Source organism: Salipiger bermudensis, assembly GCF_020171625.1.
GTDB lineage: Bacteria > Pseudomonadota > Alphaproteobacteria > Rhodobacterales > Rhodobacteraceae > Salipiger > Salipiger bermudensis_B.
This window is the reverse complement of record NZ_JAIUZY010000002.1, coordinates 1-17,683: the sequence shown is the minus strand read 5'-3', so window position 1 is coordinate 17,683 and position 17,683 is coordinate 1. Positions and strand designations below refer to the sequence as shown.

Below are 17,683 nucleotides of genomic sequence, written 5' to 3'. Positions count from 1 at the left end.
GGAGAAGGCCTCGCCGTAGGTCTTGGCCTGATCGTCGGCGGTGATGGTGAGTGCCGCCGGGTCGACGGTCATCGCGCCATCGACATAGGCGATGGTGTAGTTGGTGAGGCCGGAGCCGGACGCGTCGCTCGCGGTGATCGCATAGGGCGCGCCTTCGACGGTGGCGGTGTTCGCGGCGCCGAGGCTCGCGAGGTCGACGCTGTCGACGCTGTCGTCGAACAGCAGCCCGGAGGTGGTGAATTCGGTGCCGGCGAAGGAGAAGGCTTCGCCGTAGGTCTTGGCCTGATCGTCGGCAGTGATGGTGAGCGCCGCCGGGTCCACCGTCATCGCGCCATCGACATAGGCGATGGTGTAGTTGGTCAGGCCGGAGCCGGACGCGTCGCTCGCGGTGATCGCATAGGGCGCGCCTTCGACGGTGGCGGTGTTCGCGGCGCCGAGGCTCGCGAGGTCGACGCTGTCGACACTGTCCTCGAACAGCAGCCCGGAGGTGGTGAACTCGGTCCCGGCGAAGGAGACGGCCTCGCCGTAGGTCTTGGCCTGATCGTCTGCGGTGATGGTGAGCGCCGCCGGGTCCACCGTCATCGCGCCATCGACATAGGCGATGGTGTAGTTGGTGAGGCCGGAGCCGGACGCATCGCTCGCGGTGATCGCATAGGGCGCGCCGTCGACAGTGGCGGTGTTCGCGGCGCCGAGGCTCGCGAGGTCGACGCTGTCGACTTGATCGTCGAACAGCAGCCCGGAGGTGGTGAACTCGGTCCCTGCGAAGGAGAAGGCCTCTCCGTAGGTCTTGGCCTGATCGTCGGCAGTAATGCTGAGCGGGGCGGGCGTGATCGTGTAGCTGCCGGGCAGATCGACCACGCGGTAGCTTTCTCCCAGTGCGCTGGTGAGGGACGTGGCCGCGAGGGTGAAGGTGCCGGTTCCGACATCGTCCGAGGGAAAGACCAGCTCGGCAAAGAGCGGCGCGCTGTCGAGGCTGTCGCCCACGGGCGGGAAGACGTAGACCGACGGGCCTCCGGAGACGCTGCCGGTGGTGCTGGCCGAGACGGTCTCTCCATATTGCAGGCTGACCGGGTCGGGCCGGGCGAAGATCACCTGATCGATGCTGTAGATCGCAGGGTGGAAGCCGCTGTCGCCGGGGGCCCAGACAGTGTCGAAATCCCAGCCCGCCGCGCCGGCCAGCGCGACGAAGCCGGCCGTGTCCTCGAAGGCGGCGGTGGCAAGGCCGGTGCCGCCCGCGCTGCTGCTCTGGCCGGTGGTCTCGGTGTCCCAGTAGGAGGCGGTGACCGACGTGGCGGGGCTATCGGGATCGGAAACGCTCTCGCCGATCAGGCCGCCGGACAGGATCGTCCCGATGGCGGGCGGCGTAACGGCCCCCGAGGCGTAAACCCGCGACAGGCTGCCCGCCGAGCTGCGCCCGACAAAGCCGCCAAGGGTGCCGGTGCCGCCGGGCTCGTTGAAGATGAGATCCACCGGTCCCTCAGCGTAGCTGTCCGCGATCTGCCCGGCCTCGTTGCCGCCGCTGTGGCCGCTGCCCACTAGCTGCTGGACCGCGTGGTATGCCTCGAGCGTCACGGAGCCGGTCGCGCCGGTCTCGGACAGGGCGGCGGAATTGACGCCTGCAAAGCCGCCGCCAAGACCGCGAACGGTGAGCGCGAGATCGGCATCGTCCGAAACAAGGTCCTCGGTCAGCAGCACGCTGACATCGCTGTCGGCGCGGGCATTGCTGATGCTGCCCGCGTTGCGCCCGGCAAACCCGCCCACCGCAACATCGCCCACGAAGGTGTCGCCATAGCCGCCCTGAACGTAGACCGAATTCTCGGCGCGCGACGCGGTGATGGTGCCTGGCAGGCCCTCGCCGGTCAGGTTGTCGCCGACGAAGCCGCCGGCGTTCAGCTCGGTGTCGCCGGGGGTGATCGAGATCAGGCTGCCGGTGGTTTCGAACTCGTCCGGATCGAACGCGCCGACGAAGGCGGTCACGTCGCCGGTCGCCTCGGAGCCCGAGATCGCGCCTGCGTTGGTCGCTGCGAAACCGCCGATGCGAGAGGCGACCTCGTCGCCGGTGGTGGTCACCGACAGCGTGCTGCTGGCCGACGAGCCGCTGTCCAAGATCGTGCCGGTGTTGATCCCGGCAAAGCCGCCGACGCGCCCGGCAGTATCGGCGCTCGCCGTGACCGCGCCGTCCGCGCTCGAGTCGGAGATCGTGCCGCCGTTCGATCCGACCAGCCCGCCGGCAAAGATCCGGAAGCCGGAGCCCGTCCCGTCGACCGTGCCGTCGAAGGACGCGCCGGATATGGTGCCGGTGTTGATCGCCGCGAGCCCGCCGACATCGCCCCCGGCCGTGCCCTCGCCGAAATCCATGGCGACACCGGTCACGGCGCCGGTGACGTCGACATTCGAGACGCTGCCGGCATTGTTCGCGACAAGCCCGCCGGCATTGTCGCCGCTTATGTCGACATCGCTCAGCACGAGATCCGAGATCGAGGCGCTCGCTTCCGTGGCGTAGAACAGGCCCGCGTCGGAGAACCGCGCGATGTAGAGCCCGTCGATGCCGAAGCCGTTTCCCTCGAGCGAGGCCGAGAAACCGGCATCAAAAGTGCCGATTGGGTTGAACCCGAGCACGCCTTCGCCGGAATTGCCCCAGCCATCGGTCGACGTGGCGTCGATGTCGCCCCCGAGAGCGAAATGGCTGTCGAGCAGGTCGACGGAGTCCATCCCCTGCAGGCCGTAGACATCGGTGAGGATGTAGGGCGCCGCAACGGTCCCGCTGCCCCCTGTGACCCGCAGAAAGCTGGCGCCGGCGCCAAGCTGGAAATCGGTGACGGCGAAGGTCGACAGCGCCGGGCCAGCCTGCCGCCACGTGCCCGCGGTCATGTTGAAGTCGCGCACCACGATGCTGCCGCCGGCGCCGGTTTCGAAGACGCTGCCGCTGGCGTTGACCGTATCGGCGGCGATGCTGAGGTTCGACACATCGATGGCGCTGGTGGCGTCGAGCGTGACGGTGCCGGTGGCGCTCAGCACGAAGGCCGCGGCGGGATCGGCGCTGCCGTTGATCGCGCCGAGAATGTCGATATCGCGGTCGGCGACCAGTTCGAAGGTGGTGCCGGTGGTCCAGTCGATATCGGCACGGATGATGATGTCGCCCGGATCGCTGCCACCGCCCGCGGTGTCGAGCGTGAGGTTGCCGAGCGACAGCGCGGCCTCGACATCGGCCTCCGAGATCGTGCCGGGCACGAAGATGTCGTCGGGATCGAGCAGAAGGCTGCCGAAGTCACCGGCGGGTGCCCGCAGGTCGGTGAGGCCGGAATAGGACAGCGCGCGGGCGCTCGAGACTTCGACGAAGCCGCCATCGCCGGCCTGCGCGCCGCCGCGGGCGCTGATGCGTCCCGAGAACTCGGTCGAAAGGTCGGACCAGATCACCGCGCGACCACCATCGCCCTGGCCAAGCGCGTCGACGCTGATCGTGGTGCCGGAATCGACGGTCACGGTGTCGGCACGGGCGAGGGGGCCTGCGCCGGCGAAGTCACCGCCGATGCGGACCAGCCCGCCGCCGCCGTCGCCGCTGGCGTCGATCTCGGCCCCGGCAAGCGCGATTTGCGTGCCGGTGATGTCGATGCGCCCGCCGGTGGGGCGCGGTTGCGGGCGCAGCGAACTGGCCACTGCCTCGCTGCTGATCCGCGGCGCTCGGGTGGAGACGCGGCCTGTCACGCGCACCGCGCCGCCTCCGCCGCCGCCCAGCACCACGGCACCGTTGCGCACCGAGACCGAGCGGGCCTCGGCCACGCCCGAGAGGTTGATGGCGTTGCGCGCGGCGTTGCGCGCGGTGGCGGCCTTCATCTCGATCAGCCCGCCATCCGCCGAGACCCGCCCCGAATTGGCGATCAGCGCCTCGGGATTGCCGTCGTCCTCGGAGGGCAGGGCAACCTGCAGGAAGCCGTCGCCCGAGACGTCGAGCGTCACCCGCTCGCCCGCCGCAAGGCCGATCTTGCCAAGCGGCACCACCACCGTGCCGGCATTGTCGACCCGCCCGCCGATCAGCGCCGCATAGCCGCCGCGGCCCACGGTGATCGCGCCCCTGTTGGTGACCTGCGCCGAGCGGCCGGTGCCGCCATAGCGCAGGCGGCCCTGCATGAAATCGCCATCCATCACGTCGAGCGTGGAGGCCACGAAGCCGCCGCCGGTCTCGACCCGTCCGGTCTTGCCGATGAAGATGCCGTTCGGGTTGACCAGATGCACCTGTCCGTTGGCGGTGAGGCGGCCATGGATGCGGCTGTCGGTGCTGCCGGTGACGCGGTTCAGGATGGCGCTCGTCGACGAGGGCTGGCGGATGTCGACCGAGGCGCCGGCGCCGACCGAGAAGCTGTCCCAGTTCACCACTGCGCGGTCCGAGCCTTGAGTGATGGTCATCGTCTGCGCGCCGGGGGTGGCGATGCTGACATTGCCCGCCGCCACGTTTGCCCCGGTGGGCAGATCATCGGCGGCCGCAATTGCCGGCGTGATCAGGATCAGCGTGCTGCAGAGCAGCCGCGCCTTGAGGCGGGTCTTGTTCTTAGAAGCGGAAGTTCCCCGACAGGCTGAAGCGTGTGTCGTCCGGGCCATGATCCCGTTCTCCCTTGCCAAACTCTAGTCTCAATGAACTTGCTCGAAATCGTGACGCCGGTTGCGAGAACAGATCGACCCCCACGCCATAGGCGCGGGCCTGCTCGTAAGACTCTTCGAGCGCGGTTGGGTTCTCGATCCGCACCGCCCCGAAGCCCGCAAAAATATACGGGGTCAGGACGAGCGGGGTGGTCTGAAACTGAAGGGTGCTGGCGCGCGACAGCTCGGTGCGGACGACCCAGCCGCTGTCGCCGCGCAGGCCGCCGGCGTCGAAGGTCGACAGCTCTCCGGCACCGGCGACGCTGAACTGCTCGGAGGTCAGCAGCGGCTCTCCGAACGAGGTCTGGAAGCGCCCGATCAGGCTGAGCGAGACGTCCTCGCCAAGCGCCCGGCGATGGGTGAGCGAGCCGCTGAGCTTGGTGAAGGTGGCGTCGGCATCGGCCCGCGACAGCGGCGTGTCGCCGCGGGCGTCGCGCTCGGTGCGCGCGCCCAGCGTATCAAGCCCCTGTGACAGCAGCAGCGCGGCCTCGCTCAGGGCGCCGTCCTCGTGGGTGTAGGTCGCGTTGGCCCCGGCGCGCAGCACCGTGAGCCGGTCTTCGTAGATATCGATGCCACCGTCGAGCAGCTCCTGCCTGTCGATCGAATGATCAAGCATCAGCTGCGTGGTGAGGTTGAGCTGGCGCGAGCGGATCCACGGATAGATCAGGCGCAGAGAGTGGCGGTCGAAATCCGAGCGGGTGGGCGTCTCGTCGGTGTCGGGCGTGGTGTCGGCGCTGGTGTACTCGTAGTTGAGCGCAAGCCCCGAGCCGCCAAGAGGCACCACCACGCCGGCGGCGAGAATGCGATAGGTCGGATCGGCCGAGAGCATCTGGTCGGGCGTGGCCGAAGCCCGGCCATAGATCGTCTCGCCGAACTGGAACGGGCTGTTGAACTCGACCCCCGCGTTGAGGGTAAACCCGCCCAGATCGTCGGGGGCGGCATTGTCGAAGCCCGCGAAGCCGGTGATCTTCTGGAACTCGGGGTCGAGCGCGATCACCGTGCCGCCGGGCTGCTGGCCGGTGGTGAGCGCCGATCCCAGCGCCACGCCTGCCACGTCCCCGGCAAGCAGAAGCTGGCGCTCGAGTTCGGTCAGGGTCACGCCGGGGCGGTCGACGAGCGGCGCGGTCAGCGCCTCGATGCGCGGGCGCACCTCGGGCGGCACCTGAGAGGTGTCCACCGCCTCGATGAAGCCGTTGATCACGCCGACCGAAAGCACGCCGCCATCACGCAGGCTTTGCTGCGGCAACACCACGCGGGCCAGCACATAGCCCGCCTGCGCATAGGCGGCCTCGAGATCGGCGGTGGCCGCGAAAATCTCCGACACCGCAATGCGCTTTCCGGTCAGGCGGCGCTCGAGCGCGGCGTTGGCCGCGGCCATCTGCGGCAGGCCACCGTCGAGCGACACGCCGGAAAGCGTGATGCCGATCTGCTCGGCGCCGGGAGGCGCCTGCGTGCCGGTGGCGCCGGAGAACACCACCGATCCCTGCAGGTTCTGAAGCTGCGGCTGGAAGCTCTCGGGGGTGACCTGACTGGCGGTCTGGGGCAGGACGGCTGCGGGCAGGCAGAGCACGCCAGCGGTCACCACCGCAAGGATCGCTCGCTCTCTTGGCGTGCGCATCGACGTCACCTGATCTCTTCCGGACATGGCGGCGCTCATCCTCCAAATCTACAAATCAATGGGGCTAAGATTACCCTACGTCAGCCTATTGTCTAAACATTCTTGTGCGTTCGGCGGAAAATTGTTCAATCCTTGGTTGATCGTCGCGATGCCCGCTGCGCGGGGCCGGCCTGCGTCGGCTGCGGGCTGGTCTCTATTTGCGTCAAGCCTTCTCCTCGCCGTCCGGCTTGCGTATGTCTGCCACTGGGCCGGTCCCGCCGGCCCGCCGACCGCAAGGACCGAGGATTCGATGACCGACCTGTTCGATGCCGCCCCCCGCGAAGGGCATGTCCCGCTCGCCGCCGCGCTGCGGCCGGAAACCCTCGACGATGTCATCGGCCAGCCGGCGATCACCGCCGAAGGCTCGATCCTGCGCCGCCGGATCAAGGCGGGCGCGCTGGGCAGCCTGATCCTCTATGGCCCGCCGGGCATCGGTAAGACCACCATCGCCCGCGCCGTGGGCAGCATGCTGGGCAAGGAGTTCCGCCCGCTGCACGCCACCCGCGACGGGGTGAAGGAGCTGCGCAAGATCGCCGACGAGGCGCGCATTCGCCCGCTGCTGATCTTCGTCGACGAGGTGCACCGCTTCTCGGCCACGCAGGCAGATGACCTGCTGTCGATCTGCGAGGAGGGCACGGCGGATTTCGTGGGGGCCACCACCGGCAATCCCTATCACGCGCTGCCGCCGGCGCTGGTCTCGCGCTCGACCATTCTCAAGCTCGAGCCGATGAGCCTCGAGGATATGGAGCAGGTGGTGCGGCGCGGCCTCGAGCATCTGCGGACCACCGGGCTGGATGTCGAGATGACGCCCGAGCAGGTGCGTCTGGTGGCGGGGCGCTCCGGCGGCGATGCGCGCCGGGCGCTGACCACGCTCGAAAGCCTCGCCGTGGGCCATCCCGGCGGGACCATCGAGATCACCGAGGCGATGCTGGAAGAGGCCTATGCCTCGGCGGCGATCAACCACGACCGCTCCGGCGACCAGCATTACGACGTGGTCTCGGCCTTCGTGAAATCGATGCGCGGCTCGGACCCGGACGCGACGCTCTACTGGCTGGCGCGGATGATCCACGTTGGAGAAGACCCGCGCTACATCGCACGGCGCATCATGATCCACGCCTCCGAAGATGTCGGGCTGGCCGACAACACCGCGTTGCAGACCGCGGTCGCCGCGGCCACGGCGGTGGAGAAGATCGGCTATCCCGAGGCGCGCATCATCCTTGCCCACGCGGCGCTGCACGTGGCGCGGGCGCCCAAGTCGAACTCCGCCTGCCGCGGCATCGGCGCGGCGCTGGCGGCGGTTGAGCAGGGGGCGCCGGCGCTGGTGCCGAAGCACCTGCGCGATGCCCATTACACGGGGGCGGCCAAGCTTGGACATGTGGGCTACCAGTTCCCGCATAGCGATCCGCGCGGCTGGGTCGAGCAGGAATACGTGCCAGGGCTGGAGCCCGGCAGCCTCTACCAGAGCGACGCCCGCGGCGGTGCCACCTTCGAGGCCCGCGCCGACCAGTTCTGGGAGGCCGTGACGGGCAGAAAGGTGCCGGGGACGTTCTCGTGAGCCGTGCCACCGGCCGGGTCGGCTGGATCGATCTGGCGCGGGTGGCGGCGCTGGCGGGCATGGTGGTGTTCCACACCGCCCGCGATCTCGAGATCTTCGCGCTCGTGCCGGCGGGTCTGACGATGACCGGCGGCTGGGCGCTGTTTGCCCGGATCGTGGCGGGCAGTTTCCTGTTCCTGTCGGGGGTGAGCCTCGTGCTGGCCCACGGCCCGGGCCTGCGCCCGGGCGCGTGGTTGCGGAGGGTGCTGAGGATCGTCGCCGCGGCGGCTCTGGTGAGCCTTGCGACCTATGCCTTCGACCCGCGGCACTTCGTGTATTTCGGTATCCTGCACAGCATTGCCGCCGCGAGCGTGATCGGTCTCGCCGTGCTGCGCCTGCCCGCGTGGGGCATGGCGCTGTCCGGCGCGGCGGTCTGGGCGCTGAACCTGACGCTCGGCCGGGCGGTCTTTGACAGCGTGTGGCTGGCGTGGACCGGTCTGAGCCGCACCGTGCGCCCTTCGCTGGATTTCCTGCCGCTGGTGCCGTGGCTGGCGCCGTTTCTCTTCGGCATGGCGCTGGCGCGGGCGGTGGATCTTCGCGCGTTGCCCGCGCTGCGGCTGCCGGCGGCGCTGACATGGATCAGCCGGCACAGCCTTTTCGTCTATCTCGTGCACCAACCGGTGCTGCTCGGGCTGATCTGGGCCGCGACGCGCCTCGGCTGAGCCGGGGGGAGTGGCGGGCGCAGGTCACGCAGGCGGATGCCTGAACGTCCCGCACCGGGAAAGCGGCCCCGGGCGCATCCGCCCGTGCGGCGGGATCGAGGCGAGGGCGGTCTCAGGCCGCGCCCCGCCTGCGGGACTGCGAGAGCGCTTGACAGCAGCGGGCGCAGGGGGCCTTAGCTGCCAGCCATGTTCGGCTTCAAGGATATCGAGATCATCCGCTCCGTGGTGCGCCACGGCGGGTTTCGCGCAGCGGCGGATGCCACCGGGCTGGCGCAGTCGGCCATCTCGCGCCGCATTCGCCATCTCGAGGACCGCATGGGCATCACCATCTTCGAGCGCGCCGGGCGCGGGGTGCGGCTGAGCGCCACCGGGCGTAGACTCTGCGACGAGGCCGAGATGCTGATCGCGCAGCGCGACCGCATCCTCGAGGAACTGACGCAGGGGGTGATGGCCGGCGTGGTGCGCCTAGGCGTGGCCGAGACCATGACCCACACGCTGCTGCCGCGCATGTTGACGACGCTGCGCGCGCGCCACCCGATGCTGCGCTTCGAGATCTCGGTCGATACCTCGGAGCAGATGGGGCAGGCGCTGCGCGACGATGCGCTCGACGTGGTGATCATGCTGCGCGATCAGGCGCCGCGCGGCATCACGCTGACGCCGCTGCCGCCGGTGAGCATGGGCTGGTTCGTCTCGCCCGAGCATTTCACCCTGCCGAGCCCGGCGGGAATCGACGACCTTGCGGCGCTGCCCATCGTCTCCTTCCCGAAGACCACGATCCCGCACCGTCAGGTGCTCGAGGTGATGACCGCGGGCCGCCGCAAGCCCGCTACGGTGCACGGCTCGGCCTCGCTCGCGACGATGGTGAACCTCGTGCAGCAGGGATTCGGCATCGGGACGATTCCGCACGACATCGTCGCAGCCTGGCCGCAGACCATGCTGCAGGAGATCGATGTGCTGCCCGAGGCCAATTTGCCGCCGCTCGAGTTCGTGATCTGCCATGACCCTGAGAGAAATGAGGAAATCGGGCGGGAAGTGACCCGCGCGGCGGTCGAGGCGGGGCAGGACTGATCTTCCTAAGTGATCGGTTTTGAGTAAAATTGAACTATTGATCTAATCGGTCACTCTGCGGAATGCTCTGGGGGAACTGGAGAATTGCCATGACCGATCAAACCCGCGCCATCTCGTCTCCGAAGGACCTGCGTGCCCGCATCCGCGAGGGCCGTTTCACTGGCCCGACCGCCGGGCATGGCGGCGAGGCGCTGCAGGCCAACCTCGTGATGCTGCGGGGTGAGGACGCGCAGGAGTTCCTGCGCTTCTGTCAGGCCAACCCGCGCCCCTGTCCGCTGCTGGCGGTGGGAGAGCCGGGCGACCCGACGATGCCGAGCCTTGGCGATATCGATCTGCGCCACGACGTGCCGCGCTACCGGGTCTGGCGCGATGGCGCTCTGGTGGACGAGCCCACCGACATCGCCGATCTCTGGACCGACGACATGGTGTCCTTTGCGCTGGGATGCTCGTTCAGCTTCGAGGACGCGCTCACACAAGCGGGCATTCCCGTCCGCCATCAGGACGCGGGCCGCAACGTGCCGATGTATCGCACCAGCCTCGCGACCCGGCCTGCCGGCCGCTTCTCGGGGCCGCTGGTGGTGAGCCTGCGGGCGATGCCCGCGGCCGATGCCATCGAGGCGATCTCGATCTGCGGGCGGTTTCCGCTGGCTCATGGTGCGCCGGTCCATATCGGCGATCCGGCGCAGATCGGCATCAAGGACATCCATACGCCCGATTACGGCGATGCGCCCGACATCCGGCCCGGCGACATCCCCGTGTTCTGGGCCTGCGGGGTGACGCCTCAGGCGGCGATCACCGCCGCCAAACCCGCCCTCGCGATCACCCATGCGCCGGGGCATATGCTGGTCACCGACATCCCGTCGAGCCACGCAGAACGCCGCCTCACCGGGGTTCACCCGGTCTGAGGCACAGTACGGTCACACGAAAAAGACCACCACCAACAGGAGACTTCCCCATGAAGAAGACGATGATGACCGCCATGACCGCCGCGCTGCTGGCCGGCCCGGCGCTCGCACAGGAAGAGCTGGCCGTTGTCGGCAGCTGGTCGAACCTGCCGCTCTACAAGAATTTCACCACGCCGTTCTGGACCGAAGAGCTTTCGGAGATGACCGGCGGCGCCTTCACCGCGCAGCTGACCAGCTTTGACCAGATGGGCATCGCGGGTGCAGACGTCTACCGTATGCTGGGCGACGGCGTGTTCCATGTCGGCCAGACCGTGGCCGACTACACCGTCGGAGACGCGCCCGAGCTCGAGGGGCTCGACGTGCCGCTCGTCGCCACCACCGCCGACGAGGCCAAGGCCATGGTCGAGGCGGCCCGCCCGATGGTCGACGACATCATGCGCGACCGGTTCAACTCGGAAGTGCTCGGCATCGCGCCCTATCCGCCGCAGGTCGTGTTCTGCAAGGGCGAGATCGGCTCGCTTGCGGATCTCGAGGGCAAGAAGGTGCGCGGCTCGGGCCGCATGACCACCAAGCTGCTCGAGGCGCTTGGCGCCGAGGGCATCAACATCGCCTTCTCGGAAGTGCCGGGCTCGCTGCAGCGCGGTGTCATCGACTGTGCCGTGACCGGTGCGGGCTCTGGCTACTCCGCCGGCTGGTGGGAAGTTTCCGATCACCTGCTGACGCTGCCGCTGGGCGGCTGGGACCCGGTCGTGATCGCGATGAACGGCGATGCCTATGACGCCCTCTCGGCCGAAGACCAGGAGAGCCTGAAGGCCGCCGTGACCGAAGGCCTGGCGGACAAGGCGTGGGCCGCGGCGCAGGGCGGTCTCGAGAACGACATCGCCTGCCTGACCGGGCAGGGCGAATGCAGCTCGGGCGAGCAGGCGTCGATGACCCTCGTGGAGGCGACCGAGGAAGACATGGCCACCGCCCGCGAAGCGCTCGAGACCGAAGTGCTGCCCGAATGGGCCGAGCGCGCCGGTGGCGACTGGGCAACCCGCTGGAACGACACCGTCGGCGCGACCGTCGGCGTGACCATTCCGGTTTCGGAATAAGGGTGGTCCGCGTGAGCCGCATCGAAACACTGGAAGGCGCGCTGCGGCGCGCCAACCGCCTCGTGGCGCTGGTTCTCGGCGTGGCGCTGGTGGGCACCGTCCTGTTCGTCCTGATCGACGTGATCGGGCGCAAGACCGGCTGGGGCTCGCTTGGCGGCTCCGACGAGATTTCGGGCTACGTGATGGCCGCGGTGGCAAGCTGGGGCCTATCCTGTGCGCTGCTCGACCGCGCCCATGTCCGCATCGACCTCGTCCGGCAGAAGCTCGGGGCCACCGGGCAGGGGCTGATGGATATCTTCGCGATGATCGTGACCAACGGCGTGGTGCTGCTGATCGCCTACCAGTGCTGGCCGGTGCTGCAGAAGAGCCTCGAGCGCGGCTCGCGGGCCAACACCTCGCTCGAGACGCCGCTCTGGATTCCGCAGGGCATCTGGTTCGCGGGCTGGGCGTGGTTCGCGCTGAGCGCCACGGTGCTGAGCCTCATCGGCCTCGCCTATTTCGCACGCGGCAAGCGGGCACAACTGGCCAACACCATTGGCCTCGGCTCGGAGCTTGACCAATGATCTGGACGGTTGCCGCCTCTCTTCTCGGGCTCATGGCCCTGTCGATCCCGGTGGGGATCGTGCTCTTCATCCTCGGCATCGGGGTGGGCGAGTTCTACTCCGCCTTTCCGCTGCTGCGCGGGCTGGGGCAGGTCGTGTGGTCGTCTTCGTCCTCCTCGACGCTGATCGCCGTGCCGCTCTTCGTCCTGCTGGGCGAGATCCTCGTCCGCGGCGGCGTTGCCGCGCGCACCTATGCCGCGCTCGACAAGTGGCTGAGCTGGCTGCCCGGCGGGCTGATCCATGCCAACATCGCCACCGCCACCATGTTCTCGGCCACCTCCGGCTCGTCGGTCGCGACCGCCGCCACCGTGGCCACCGTGGCCATGCCGCAGGCGGAAAAGCTGAAATACGATCCCAAGCTGTTCTCCGGCGCCATCGCCGCCGGCGGCACGCTGGGCATCCTGATCCCGCCCTCGATCAACCTGATCGTTTACGGCTTCCTGACCGAGACCTCGATCCCGCAGCTGTTCTCTGCCGGCCTCGTGCCCGGCATCCTGATGGCGCTGGCCTTCGTCGTGGTCACCGCGCTGATCTGCAAGGCACGGCCCGACCTTGGCGGCCCCTCGCGCAGCTTCACCTGGGGCGAGCGTCTGCGCAGCCTCGTGCAGCTCGTGCCGATCGTCATCCTCTTCGTGGTGGTCATCGGTTCGATCTATGCCGGCTGGGCCACGCCCACCGAATCCGCCGCCATCGGCGTGGTGATCGCGGCGCTGATCGCCGTCCTGCTCGGCAACGGGCTGGGGCTGGCGACCATGGCCGAGGCGCTGCACGGCACGATCCGCATCTCGGCGATGATCATGCTGGTGATCGCCGGCGCCTATTTCCTCAACTTCGCCATGACCTCGGCGGGGCTGGGCCGGGCGCTGACCGAGATGCTCGAGAACACCGGCCTGTCGCCGCTGGGCACGCTGCTGCTGGTGGTGCTGCTTTATCTCGTGCTGGGCTTCTTCATCGAGACGCTGTCGCTGATGGTCGCGACGATCCCGATCATCGTGCCGATCATCGCGGGGCTGGGCTATGACAAGGTCTGGTTCGGCGTGCTGATGATCGTGCTGATCGAGATGGCCCTGATCACCCCGCCGGTGGGCCTCAACCTCTTCGTTGTGCAGAGCGCCCGGGCCAAGGGCTCGATGAGCGAAGTGATCCTCGGCGTCATTCCCTTCGTGCTGGTTATGCTCTGCATGATCGCGCTGCTGATCGCGGTGCCGGGCCTTGCGCTCTGGCTGCCCTCCATCCTCTGACAGGAGTTCACAAGATGACCCTTTCGTTCCGCGTCAACGGCGCGCCTCTGCCGCTCGCGCTGTCCCACCTGATCGTCGCCGGCTGGACCGGGCGCGATGCCGATGCCATCGCCCACCACATCGCCGAGCTGGCGGAGCTGGGCGTGCCCGCCCCCTCGGAGACACCGCTGTACTACAGGGTGTCGGCCCCGCTGCTGACCGACGCGCCGCTGATCGAGGCGGTGGGTGAGGCGTCCTCCGGCGAGGTCGAGCCGCTGATCGTCGAGGCCAAGGGCAAGCGTTACCTCGGCCTTGCCTCGGACCACACCGACCGCGCGCTCGAAGCGCATTCGGTGGCGATGTCCAAGCAGGTCTGCGCCAAGCCCTGTGCGCTGGAGCTCTGGGACTGGGACGAGATCGAGGACCGTCTGGAAGAGATCGAGCTTGAAAGCTGGATCGAGGAGAACGGTGCGTGGGTGCAGTACCAAAGCGGCACCATCGCCTCGATCCGTCCGTTTGCCGAGCTGATCGCGGGCAGCCGTCTGTCGGAGCTCGCCAAGGACGGCCCCGTCGCCATGCTCTGCGGCACCTTTGGCGCAAAGGGCGGCGTGCGCCCGGCGGCGAAGTTCCGGATGCAGATGCGCGACCCCAAGACTGGCCGCAGCATCACCCACGAGTACCAGACGCGCACCCTGCCGGAGGTCGCATGAGCACGGCCTTCCTGAGCAAGGTCGAGGCGGCCATCGCCCGCGCCGAGGCGCTGCCCGACACCGAGCGCCGCGCCATCTTCACGGCATTCTCGCCCGAGCGCATCCGCGCCGAGGCGCAGGCGCTTCAGGCCCGCAAGGATGCGGGCGAGGATCTGCCGCTCTTCGGCACGCTGGTCTCGGTCAAGGATCTCTATGACGAGGCGGGTGAGGTCACCGGCGCGGGCTCGCGCCTGCTGGCCGGTCGCGTCCCGGCGTCCAGCGATTGCGCCTCGGTGGCCAAGCTGAAGCAGGCGGGGGCGCTGATGTTCGGGCGCAGCTCGATGTCGGAGTTCGCCTACTCCGGCGTCGGACTGAACCCGCATCACGGCACGCCGTCCTCGGCGCTTGTCCCGGGCGGTATGCCCGGCGGCTCGAGCTCGGGGGCGGCGGTCTGCGTCGGGCTGGAGTTGACGGATGCGGCCATCGGCACCGACACCGGCGGCTCGCTGCGCATCCCGGCGGCGGCCAACGGCATTTGGGGCTTCAAGCCGAGCCAGGGGCTGATCGACGATGCGGGCGTGCATCCGCTCGCCCCGACATATGATGTGCCCGGGCCCATGGCCGCGACCCTGCCGCTGACCCGCGCTCTGGCCGAGGTCATGGCGGGGCAGGGGCTTTCCGCCCCGCTCCCCGACACGCTGCGGCTGGCGATTCCCGACGGCGCCTTCACCGACGGGCTGTCGCCGGAGGTCGCGGCCCTGTTCGAGGCCGAGAAAGCCCGGCTCGCGGAACTGGGCCACGAGCTGGTGCCGGTCGACCTGTCCGCCATCGGCGCCGCCGTCGGTCTCAACAAGATCATCGTCTCGGTCGAGGCGCACCGGATCTATGCCGACGATCTCGAGCGGCTGGAAGAGGTCGGCGATCCGCGCGTGCTGACGCGCATTCGCTTCGCCGAGACCCTCTCCGAGGCCGAGATCGCAGGGGCCTACGACAAGCGCGCCGCCGTGGTGACGCAGTTCAACGCCGCGATGGCGGGGCTCGATGCGCTGGTCGCCCCGACGCTCCTTCGCCTGCCGCCCAGCATCGATGAGGTCGAGGCCGAGTTCGACCGGCTCAACATGGAGATGCTGCGCAACACCTCTCTGGTGAACCTCATCGACGGCTGCGCGCTGGCGATGCCGACGCCGGGGCTGGCGCCCGCCTTCTCCATGACCATGCTGGTGGGCGTGAAGGGCGCGGATGCGGCGCTCTTCGCCATCGCCGAGCGACTGACGGCGTGAGCGCCATGACCGACCCGCGCCCCCTCGATGCCGAGGTGCTGCCCGTCGGTCTCGACGGCTACCTCGTGCGCTTCGCGCTCACGCCGGAGCCCGCGGCGATGACCGCGGCCCGGCGCTTTGCCACCCGCATTGGAGAGGCCGCGCCTGAAGGCGTGGTCGAGATCGCCGCCGCGCTGGTCTCGGTTCTGGTGCGGTTTGCGCCGTCCACGGACCGGGGCGCGTTGGAGACGCAACTCAAGGCCATGGCCGACGAGATCGTCTCCGGCCCGCTCGACATGCCGGCCCCCACGCGCCTCTGGACCATTCCCGTCGCCTTCGGCGGCGAGGAGGGGCCGCAACTGGGGCAGGCGGCCCAGGCGGCGGGCCTGACCGAGGCACAGGCGGTGCACGAGATCTGCGCCGCCGACCTGCGGGTGCTGACCATCGGCTTCGCCCCCGGCCAGCCCTATATCGGCCTGATGCCCGAGCACTGGAACCTGCCGCGCCTGTCCGAGCTCACCCCCTCGGTTCCGGCCGGCGCGCTGGTGGTGGCGGTGCGCCAGTTCGTGCTCTTCGGCGCCGAGTCGGCCACCGGCTGGCAACAGGTGGGCCGGGCCGCCTTCCGCAGCTTCGCGCCCGCGCGCGCCGAGCCGATGCCGCTGCGGGGCGGTGACGCCATCCGCTTCGCCCGCGCCCCGGCGGACGAGATCGCCCGCCTGTCCGAGGACACCGACCGCATGGGCGGCGCATCGCTAGAGGTGCTGCGATGACCACACTCAGCATCACCCGCGCCGACGGCATCCTCACGGTGCAGGACATGGGCCGCCCCGGCCATCTCGCGCAGGGCCTCTCCCGAGGCGGCGCCATGGATCGGCGCGCGCTGCTCGAGGCGGCGGCGCTGCTCGGCGCGCGCGCACCGCTTGCGGCGATCGAGATGGCCGGCGCCGGCGGGCGGTTTTCCGTGGACGCCCCGACCCGCATTGCCCTGACCGGCGCGCCGATGAGCGCCACGCTCGACGGCGAGGCGCTGCGTTGGAACGCCACGCATCTGGTGCAGCCCGGTCAGCTTCTGCAGATCGGCGGCGCGCGGGCCGGGGTCTACGGCTACCTCACCCCCGCCGGCGGGATCAGATCCGAGCCGTGGCTCGAAAGCCGCGCCACCCATCTGAGCATCGGGATCGGCACCACGCTCGCCGCCGGCGATGCGCTGCCCTGCGGCGACGATCCCGCGCCCGAGCGCCCGGCGCACGGGCTTGCGCCCGAGAGCCGCTTCGACGGGGGCACGTTCAGGGTGATCGACGGCCCGCACACGGCGCTCTTCGAGGCCGACGTGCTTGAGGCCTTCTATGCCACCGACTTCACCCGCGGCCCGCGCGGCAACCGGCAGGGCGTGCAGCTTGCCGCCGAGGCCCGCTTCACCACCGCGCAGGCCAGGGGGCTGGCCTCGGACCTGATCGGTCCGGGGGATGTGCAGATGACCGGTGACGGGGTTCCCTACGTTCTGATGGCTGAGTGCCAGACGGTCGGAGGCTATCCCCGCATCGGCACGGTGCACCCCGCCGATCTGCCGATCGTGGCGCAGGCAGCCCCGGGGGCGATCCTGCGCCCGCGCCGGATGCCGTTCGACGAGGCGCTGGCGGCGGTTCGCTCGGAAGAGGCCGAGCTGCGAGACCTTGCTGGCCGTTGCGCGCCGCTGGTCCGGGACCCGGCGACGATTCACGATCTCCTGTCCTACCAGCTGGTGAGCGGGGCCACCGCCGGGGACGATCTCGACCTCGACTGACTCGGAGCGCGGCCCGGTCAGAGGATCAGATGTTGAAGGGGCGGGGCCGGCGGGTCCCGCCCCTTTTTCACGATCTGGGCCGGGGCAGGGGGCCGAGTCTGCGGGGGGCGGGGATTCTGGGCGAGTCTTCTCATGCTGCGCACATACGGGCGCGAACGCGGGGCGTTCTGTGCCACAGGCAGCGAAGAGGGGCGGGGGGAGGGCCCCTCAGGGCGCCCTTGGAGAGGCCGTTTTAGGCGCGCAGAGAAGAAAATCGAGAAAAATCGGATTTGTTCGAAAAAAGTGCTTGCGGGTTCCCGGCACTATCCGTAAAAGCCCCTTCACCGGCGGCGCTGAGGCGCACGACGGGGCGCCAGACGGGGCGGCGGCGAGGCAGAGACGCGGAGCTGACGCAGGCGAGGCGGACGAGAAATTCGAGAGGTTGACGGGCGGGCGCGCCGAAAGTTAGGGCGCACTGGTCTGGTTTTTGTCTCTCACGCTGTTTGACATCGCTAATATCTGAAGAGATATGTGGG

The 17,683-nt window shown here is 69.2% G+C and carries 14 protein-coding genes; 11 read left to right on the top strand and 3 right to left on the bottom strand.

The genetic code is table 11. The annotated features are described in order from the left end of the window. Together LCM15_RS03545 and LCM15_RS03540 are read right to left on the bottom strand one after the other, a co-directional pair. Window positions 1-4,596, bottom strand: a 4,596-nt coding sequence (locus LCM15_RS03545; RefSeq protein WP_224853122.1) for an MBG domain-containing protein, incomplete at its 3' end; no start/stop codon positions are given. Further along, window positions 4,547-6,280, bottom strand: coding sequence for a ShlB/FhaC/HecB family hemolysin secretion/activation protein (locus LCM15_RS03540; protein WP_224853120.1), 1,734 nt, complete (start codon window positions 6,278-6,280; stop codon window positions 4,547-4,549). The genes LCM15_RS03545 and LCM15_RS03540, both read right to left, overlap by 50 nt. A 262-nt stretch (window positions 6,281-6,542) precedes the next feature. On the opposite strand from LCM15_RS03540, the gene LCM15_RS03535 reads away from it, so the two are divergent. The 11 genes from LCM15_RS03535 (at window position 6,543) to LCM15_RS03485 (ending at window position 17,168) form a co-directional block, all read left to right on the top strand. Beyond that, window positions 6,543-7,847, top strand: coding sequence for a replication-associated recombination protein A (locus LCM15_RS03535; protein WP_224853118.1), 1,305 nt, complete (start codon window positions 6,543-6,545; stop codon window positions 7,845-7,847). Beyond that, window positions 7,844-8,548 (top strand): heparan-alpha-glucosaminide N-acetyltransferase, encoded by a 705-nt coding sequence (locus tag LCM15_RS03530; RefSeq protein WP_224853116.1) that lies wholly within the window; start codon window positions 7,844-7,846, stop codon window positions 8,546-8,548. The genes LCM15_RS03535 and LCM15_RS03530 overlap by 4 nt, the downstream gene beginning before the upstream one ends. A gap of 186 nt (window positions 8,549-8,734) precedes the next feature. Beyond that, on the top strand, window positions 8,735-9,616 hold the full coding sequence (locus tag LCM15_RS03525; RefSeq protein WP_224853114.1) for a LysR family transcriptional regulator: 882 nt from the start codon (window positions 8,735-8,737) through the stop codon (window positions 9,614-9,616). A gap of 89 nt (window positions 9,617-9,705) precedes the next feature. Beyond that, window positions 9,706-10,521 carry a putative hydro-lyase gene (locus LCM15_RS03520; RefSeq protein ID WP_224853112.1) on the top strand — a complete coding sequence of 272 codons (816 nt, stop codon included), beginning with the start codon at window positions 9,706-9,708 and terminating at the stop codon, window positions 10,519-10,521. 50 nt (window positions 10,522-10,571) lie between these two features. Then, entirely contained in the window at window positions 10,572-11,615 is a 1,044-nt protein-coding gene (locus tag LCM15_RS03515; protein ID WP_224853110.1) for a TRAP transporter substrate-binding protein, read from the top strand. 11 nt (window positions 11,616-11,626) lie between these two features. Beyond that, window positions 11,627-12,178: a TRAP transporter small permease subunit gene (locus LCM15_RS03510; RefSeq protein WP_224853108.1), complete on the top strand. Its 552-nt coding sequence runs from the start codon at window positions 11,627-11,629 to the stop codon at window positions 12,176-12,178. Further along, window positions 12,175-13,458: a TRAP transporter large permease gene (locus LCM15_RS03505; protein ID WP_224853106.1), complete on the top strand. Its 1,284-nt coding sequence runs from the start codon at window positions 12,175-12,177 to the stop codon at window positions 13,456-13,458. The genes LCM15_RS03510 and LCM15_RS03505 overlap by 4 nt, the downstream gene beginning before the upstream one ends. 14 nt (window positions 13,459-13,472) lie before the next feature. Continuing rightward, window positions 13,473-14,147, top strand: coding sequence for a DUF2848 domain-containing protein (locus tag LCM15_RS03500; RefSeq protein ID WP_224853104.1), 675 nt, complete (start codon window positions 13,473-13,475; stop codon window positions 14,145-14,147). Beyond that, window positions 14,144-15,406 (top strand): amidase, encoded by a 1,263-nt coding sequence (locus LCM15_RS03495; RefSeq protein ID WP_224853102.1) that lies wholly within the window; start codon window positions 14,144-14,146, stop codon window positions 15,404-15,406. Before LCM15_RS03500 ends, LCM15_RS03495 begins: the two co-directional genes overlap by 4 nt. 5 nt (window positions 15,407-15,411) lie before the next feature. Next, window positions 15,412-16,155: a 5-oxoprolinase subunit B family protein gene (locus LCM15_RS03490; protein WP_224853100.1), complete on the top strand. Its 744-nt coding sequence runs from the start codon at window positions 15,412-15,414 to the stop codon at window positions 16,153-16,155. Further along, window positions 16,152-17,168 carry a biotin-dependent carboxyltransferase family protein gene (locus LCM15_RS03485; protein ID WP_224853098.1) on the top strand — a complete coding sequence of 339 codons (1,017 nt, stop codon included), beginning with the start codon at window positions 16,152-16,154 and terminating at the stop codon, window positions 17,166-17,168. Before LCM15_RS03490 ends, LCM15_RS03485 begins: the two co-directional genes overlap by 4 nt. Window positions 17,169-17,400: 232 nt before the next feature. Here the strand turns inward: LCM15_RS03485 and LCM15_RS03480 are convergent. Further along, on the bottom strand, window positions 17,401-17,683 hold a 283-nt coding region (locus LCM15_RS03480; protein WP_224853096.1), incomplete at its 5' end, for a hypothetical protein.